The sequence below is a fragment of the Nonomuraea sp. 3N208 genome (genome assembly GCF_052245935.1).
GTDB lineage: Bacteria > Actinomycetota > Actinomycetes > Streptosporangiales > Streptosporangiaceae > Nonomuraea.
The window spans coordinates 1-7400 of sequence record NZ_JBQQBR010000104.1; the positions used below are offsets into that span (position 1 = coordinate 1).

Annotated in this window: 2 protein-coding genes; both read left to right on the top strand. The window is 63.0% G+C overall.

Annotation, left to right across the window (positions count from 1 at the left end; all coding sequences use genetic code 11):
* Positions 1-71: 71 nt before the first annotated feature.
* Positions 72-5639 carry a LamG-like jellyroll fold domain-containing protein gene (locus tag ACTWPT_RS59215; protein ID WP_443186343.1) on the top strand — a complete coding sequence of 1856 codons (5568 nt, stop codon included), beginning with the start codon at positions 72-74 and terminating at the stop codon, positions 5637-5639.
* A 149-nt stretch (positions 5640-5788) separates the two neighbouring features.
* On the top strand, positions 5789-6859 hold the full coding sequence (locus ACTWPT_RS59220) for a hypothetical protein (protein ID WP_443186344.1): 1071 nt from the start codon (positions 5789-5791) through the stop codon (positions 6857-6859).
* Positions 6860-7400: the final 541 nt, after the last annotated feature.

The following is a 7400-nucleotide window of genomic DNA, read 5'->3' on the forward strand; positions in this document are numbered from 1 at the left end:
CCCCCACGACGCCGACCGGAAAAGCACTGGCGCAGGCCAAGAAGGAGAATCGGCGCGTCGAGGTCGAGTCGATGGGCTCGGAGAGCACCACCTTCTACGCCAACCCGGACGGCAAGACGATCCGGATGGAGTCCAGCGCCCAGCCGATCCGGAAGAGGAACGCCGACGGCAAGGGTTTCACGCCGATCGACACCACCCTCGTCAAGGCGGACGGCGCCATCAAGCCCAAGGCCACGCTCGGCGACCTCGTTCTGTCCGCGGGCCGGGACAAGACCCTGCTCAAGAGCCAGGTGACCGGCGCCGAGGCGGCGGCGGACGACGCCACGGCGAAGATCAGCACACCCTCGGCACTGCCTGAGCCGCAGCTGAAGGGCAACACCGCCACTTACCCCGGCGCCTATGGCAAGGGCCGCGACCTCCTGGTGACCGCGACCGCGACCGGTTTCCGGCAGCAGGTCGTCATCACCGAACGGCCCAGCGGCCCGGTCACCTTCAAAATGCCGGTGGCACTGCCCGCTGGGCTCTCCTTCGGCAAGAACGCGCAGGGCCGGCCCATCATCGTGGGCAAGGACGGCAAGACGCTGACCGAACTGCGGCCGACGCTCCTGCAGGACGCCACGGCCGCCGACGCCTACGCCCCCATCGACGAAGGCAAGGTCGGCAAAGCCGCGATCAGCCTCGATGACGACGGTAAGTCGCTGGTGTTCGCCCCAGATGCCGCGTTTCTGGCCGACCCTGCGGTCACCTATCCCGTGACCATGGCGGCCGTGGCAGCCGACTGGTGGGAGACCCACACCGGCGCCGGCGGCCTGCCCAAGCAGGGCTGGGACACCTTCGTCAACGACAAGGATTACCAGGACAGCTGGTACAACTTCAACCTGGACCGGATCCTGGTCGGCAAGTCCAACAGCGGCACCGTCCGCTGGCGCAGCTACATCAAGTTCCCCGACATGCCCGCCGAGTTCCGCGGCCTGGAGGTGCAGAACGCCGACCTGATCCTGTGGAACCACCTGTCCAACGACTGCGGGACCTACATCGGCTCCGGGATCACCACCCGGCAGGTCACGTCCCCCTGGGACGAGGCGACCATGACGTGGAACAGCCAGCCGTCGGTCACCTCAACGGGCCAGATCACCGAGGGCGCCGCCTACAGCCCCGACTGCACCAGCGGAGCCGCGAGCTGGGCGGGCAAGGAATGGGACCTGGTCTACTCGATCGACGAGATCGTCCAGGCCTGGTCGGACGGTGCCTCCAACTACGGCGTCCAGCTCACCGCCGGCAGCGAGTCGGACACCACCAACTGGCGCCGCTACCGGACCGACGAGGCAGGCGGCTGCAGGAGCACCCCGCTGGAGGAGTGCAAGGGGCAACTCCACCCGCCCATCCTCACCGTTGACTTCGAAGCGCCTCCGCCGCCGGTGCCGAACATTGGATATTGGCTTTATCCCGGAGAGCCCCATCCGACGACGGCGGATGAGATTCGCGCCTTCGCGGACGACCCAGCGAAGGGACGCTCTGCGACTGCTCTTCCAAGCCCTGAAGATGTTTCGTGGGAGAAGGCCTCGGAGCTCAGGCTCCGTTCCGGCCAGGACATCTCCACCTCGGCAGAAGATCTTCTGAACGGTCCTGCGCCTGTCGAGGAACCACAGCCTGATGCAGCTCCGCCAAGCGTCGTGACAACATCGCCCGCCAGAGATGCAACCAACACGGCGACCAAGCTTGATGTCTGGGCTGTGTTGAGCGAAGACGTATCGAAGGCGGAGATAACCCTCAAGGACTCCGCGGGAAACGCTGTCCTCGGAAGCAAGATTACCGGCCAGACTGCGGATTTCGTTGGATTCACTCCAGCGACGTCCTTGACGCCGGGGTCGGTTTACGTTGCCCAGCTGAGTGGGGTCGAGGATGCGGCGGGCAACGTGATGCCCTCCTACTCCTGGTCGTTCACGACTGACGGCACGCCACCGGCGGTGTCTTCGGTGAGCCCGGTGGCCGCGGCCACCGATGTTCCAGTCACCACCCCGGTCACAGTGACATTCAGCGAAGTGGTCACTGACGCTCAGTTCACGCTGAAGGACTCCGGCGGAGCTGCGATTGCTGGATCATCGGTGATGGATACCACCGACCGAGTGCTCACCTTCACTCCTGAACAGCCGTTCGCTGAGGCTTCCACCTACACCGCCGAGGTGTCCAGCGCGAAGGACCTCGCGGGCAACTCCCTGGCCGTGCCGTACAGCTGGTCGTTCACCACGGGTGCGAAACCACCGAGCGGGCTCGTGGCGGCGTACGGCATGGATGAGGGTGTTGGGACGAGCGTGAGCGACTCCTCTGGCCACAACAACACCGGAACAGCCACTGCCACCTCGTGGCAGAACGGAAAGTACGGCAAAGCGCTGCTGTTCAACGGCACCTCCAGCTGGGTGACCGCCCAGGACGCCGCCTCGCTGCGCTTGGAGAGCGGGATGACGCTGTCGGCCTGGGTCAACCCGGCCTCGGTGGCCAACTGGAGCCCCGTGGTGGGCAAGGAGCTGAGCGAGGGAGGCGTCTCGTACACCCTGTACGCCGCCAACGGCGACTCGGTCCCCTCTGGTTGGGCGCAGCCTGAGCCGGAGGCCGTCTCGTCCGTAGCCGGTACCTCCCCGTTGCCGGTCAACACCTGGAGCCACCTGGCGCTCACCTACGACGGCACGTACCTGCGGTTGTTCGTCAACGGCCAGCAGGTCAACCAGATTCCGTTCAGCGACAGCCTGTATGACGACGGCAGCCCGCTGCGCATCGGCGGCAACCAGATATGGGGCGAGTACTTCAGCGGCCTGATCGACGAGGTGCGCATCTACAACCGCGCGCAGACCACCACCGAGATTCAGACCGACATGACCACCCCGATCGGCAGGACGCCGTCGCCGGACACCCAGGCGCCGACCGCGCCCGGCTCGCTCGCCGCGACGGGCGCCGCCGGAAGCGCGCAGCTCACCTGGACGGCCTCGACGGACAACGTGGGCGTGCACGCCTACACCGTCCACCGCTCCACCACACCGGCCTTCACCCCGTCGGCCGCGAACCAGGTCGGCTCGTCACCGGCCACCACGTTCACCGACGCGGGCCTGTCGGCGGGGACGTACTACTACCGGGTCCGCGCCGCCGACGCGGCCGGCAACCTCAGCCCGTCCTCGAACGAGGCCTCGGCCACCGTCACCGCCCCGCCGACGAACCCGGGCCTGGTGGCCGCGTACGGCATGGACGAGGGCACGGGCACCACCGTGGGCGATTCCTCCGGGCAGAACAACACCGGAGCCGCCACCGACACCACCTGGGCCAACGGCAAGCACGGCAAGGCCCTGTCCTTCAACGGCACCTCCAGCTGGGTCACCGTCCCGCATGCCCAGTCGCTGCGCTTGACGAACACACTGACATTCTCGGCGTGGGTCCAGCCGGCCACTGTGGTCGGCTACCGCACCGTACTGTCGAAAGAGAACACCAACGGCCACGCCTACGGCCTGTACGCCTCCTACGGCGGCGAACCTTTGGGCTGGCTGGAGAACGCCACCACCTCCAAGTCAGTGGTGGGCGACGATCCGCTGCCACTCAACCAATGGAGCCACCTGGCCGTCACCTACAACGGCACCATCGTCACCCTGTACCTCAACGGTACCCAGATCGACCAGACACCCATGACCGGCAACCTCGCCGACAACGGCGGTGCGCTACGCCTCGGCGGCAACAGTATCTGGTTGGACGAGTTCTACAGCGGCCTGATTGACGACGTGCGCATCTACAACCGCGTCCAGACTGCGTCCGAAATCCAAACCGACATGAACACCCCCGTCGGCGCCGCGGCGACCAGCACAGCGGCAAGGCTGAACACGGCTACCGCGGATCACGCCGGGATCGCGAAGCTGACGGTCGACGACAGCCGCACCATGGACGGCGTCACCGTCGCCTCCACCCTCACCCCCCGCCTGACCACCTGGCTGCCCGCCCGGCGCGACGGCGAGGCGAAAGTGGAGATGGAAATCTCCCGCATCCCCGCCAAGGCCAGCAAGTCCGGCAAGTCCGTCGAGACGGACGAGACCGCTGAGGGCAAGCAACTGGTCTGGTCAGGTCAGGCCACCGCCAAGCGCGCCGACTCCCGGGTGACGCTGCAGGTTCCCGGTGGGCGGCTGGGAGACGGCGATTTGGTGAGGTGGCGCGCCCGCGCGACCGCCCCTGGTGCCAACGGCGCCTGGACTGGTTGGCACACCATCAGCGTGAGGATCACTGCAGCCACCCCTGCTGATACTCGCCCGGCCCAGCGTGAATCCGACAACACCGTCGTCCAGAGCGCGCCAGCCGCGGACGACCCGATCCCCATCTATGAATTCGATCGTATAACCCCCGACGACTGCAAGAAAGAAATCGCCAAAGCTGGTCGTCCGGAGGGCTGGATCAAAAACCACTATTCCTGGTGCTCCATCGGCGACGTTACGGCGATAGACAGCTCCACCCCTAACTGCCGCATCACCTACTGCCAGGCGAAGGGGAAGGTGATGACCATTGTCCAGACCTTCCACGGCAAGGGCAGCCTGGGCGCGGATGAAGCAAAGGGCGCCACATCACGAGACATCGTGGTTGACGTCTATTACCTGGATAATAAGCTCGACGACATCTATAACGTAGGCATCGGTTCGCGCCAAATGACGATCGGCGTGAATCCGGTGGGCACTCGATGCCAGCACGTAACCGAATTCGGGGGTAGCCCGAACGTCAATTATCGCACCAAGTCGATAAATAGCTGGGACGGCAGCACTGCGCGGTTCCGGCTGCGCTGCCCCAAGGAGAAGGCGGATCCGAAGCGGACGCTTGTCTGGGAAGTGCACGACAACGGAACTCCCGCAAAGACGGAAGAGAAGGAAAACGTGGAGGCCGTGACGATTGACGGTTTCCGAACGTATGTGAACTGGCCGACCTGGCCGGGCATCCAAGGCTATTACTCGCTCTCAGGGAAGCCGCTCGAGGATCGCACCATTGTTCGGTGCGACAGCGCTAGCTACATCGCAGGCGATGGTGGCTGCATCTTCGACAGTGCCATCCCCTCGATCGTGTTCAGCACCGGTTCAGGCTATGACGCTGCATACGAGCATTACTGGAAGGCCTGCAACGATCCCAACGACACCTACGAGAAGCCTCTCGGCTACGTCGGCCCCGGAGGAGGGGCGGGGAAGACCATCATCCAGGGATGCGGCGGCGAGAATAAGAGCAGGGCATGGCTCCACAGACTGTCAGGCGACCTCGCCGACACCTATCGTAGGAAGTATACGCGACCGAAGTGCATAGAGATCTGGGGAGTAAACTACACGCAGAACCAAACCCGTCAATGCGATGAATACCCCTTCGCCTCCACGTATGAGCGATGGGAATGGTCCTCGCTCTGGGACGGCGACAAGCCGGCCAATCCCAATAAGTTTTCCGTCTGTCCCATTGCGAATGACGACAACAAAAAGGCCGGTGACGCGCTCGACAAAAGATTCTATCTTCGAGACCGGGTCCTGCATGGCGATCCGTTTTTCGTCCGATTCAAGACCAAGATCAACCTGCGACCGATCGAGGAACTTTGCGGCAATCCCACCCAGGAGTACCAAGATTGGGATGATCGCAGACGGTAGAGCATCGGGCGACGCCCTCTAGCGTCAAGCGATAAGCACACCCTGTTTGAGCTGGCCCGGGTGCCCGAGATGGAAGCTTCAGCGCTCCCGGGCCGGCTCGACGTGAACCATCTTCCCGATCGACTTATCGAGGAGTAGTGTCAGGCATCATGTACGATCTCGCTACAATCAACTACTATCTATCCTTGCTGCGTTCCAGTTCTGTTCAGTGGCTATCCGATCGAATGTGGTGGATCTCTGTCACGCCAAAAGCTCATCAATCGATTGAGATCGACGATATCCACGAAGTTCTCGCGGGCGGGACTCCGCCAGAGGTTCGTCAAGAAGACGGATACGAACTTCCAATAACGCTGCACTGTCCGATAGTGGCATTCTTTGTCCATCGATCCGCAGGAGATGGGACGGTATCGATCCTCAACCTATCCTCTGAATCCACCTCTCTAAGAGACTATTGCCGCGCTCTGAGCAGTGGTGCGTCGGTGCTGGGAATCGAGTGGGGCGGCAAAACTTGGGAGGCCATGGCGTATGCCGAGGAGGGGGATATCGTCGCGTACTTCCCCGAAGGTTTCTCGCGCGAGCTCGCTGGCGGAACCAATCCGGAAGCACTTAGCCAAGAGCTACAATTCATCCACCAATTTTCCGAGGACAGTCCTGCTGGCGTTCTCGCGCAGAAGGCGGCGGCGCTGGCAATCCTAGAAGCTCGGTCAGGACTCCGTATTACCGAGGAGTGGCTGAATTCAACCCACGAAGTCGTCTACGTCGATGTTCCGGTCGGCGGCGGCGATTCGGTACACAGTGATGCCATCGCTTCACAACCAACTATTCCGAATTCTCCGGATGCGTGGCCGCACAGCAAGAAGTCTGAACTTCTCTTCTGGATTATTGACCTACTTGTCACGAAATTCGGCTTTGAATGGCCGGAAATTTCAGAGGCTCGTAGCGCTTACGGCTCAGGGTATGTCCCCAGAGAGGCGCTCCACACAGAGGTCATGGACCGCACACTTCGCCTCGGTCGAGATTGGCTGGAGACTACCAATCAATATGAATCGTCCGCTGCGAACTCTGAGCTCATGAGGTTGCGATGGAGGGCTGGGATCGCCATCCGAGTTGCGCTTAGAGAGATCGAACAGAGCAACCCCAAATTGTCTTCGCTTCAGCTTGCCAAGGAAGCTCTTGGGATGGAGTGGTCGACCGTCCAGCAGCATATCCTCAACCTCTGATCTACTCTCTGAGAGAGGGCCGCCAGGGCTTTTAACATCTGGCTAACGCGGGTTGAGGAACGCCCTGGGGGCAGAGCCCTCCGCTACCTGGCGGTTGGGGACGTGTTCGGGAGCGGAGGGCCCAAACGAAGGAGTGGGTCCCGCGGTTCGGAGAGGGTGCGTGGGTTACGGCCAGCGTTGCGGGTCTCCGACACTGCGCCTGCCGAAAAATCCATCCATGCAGTTCAAGCCGCATTTGAGTATTCGTGGAGTACGCCGCCGAGCCGGTCTCGTCGGCGTACATTCAGGTCGGTAATGCGCTCAATAGATCCGTCCGCTCGTCGGCGGGCAGGAGGACGCCTCCCGCGAGATTGCAACCGATTGACCAGAGAACTTCTGCTAATGCACTCCGCATAGTGTCCCTCCCTTCTTGGCGGCTCTTCGAAGTTAAGCGGGGTTGAGGCAGCCGCGGCTCTTTCGCGTGGTGGCGCAGCGGGTGCGGAGTCGTTGGGATTCGGGGTTGCGGAAGCCGTAAGCGTCACGGGCGACGGTCTTGATCACG

Coding starts and splice junctions, on each gene's coding strand:
- ACTWPT_RS59215 (WP_443186343.1), top strand. CDS start 72: ATGGGCTCGGAGAGCACCACCTTCTACGCCAACCCGGACGGCAAGACG.
- ACTWPT_RS59220 (WP_443186344.1), top strand. CDS start 5,789: ATGTACGATCTCGCTACAATCAACTACTATCTATCCTTGCTGCGTTCC.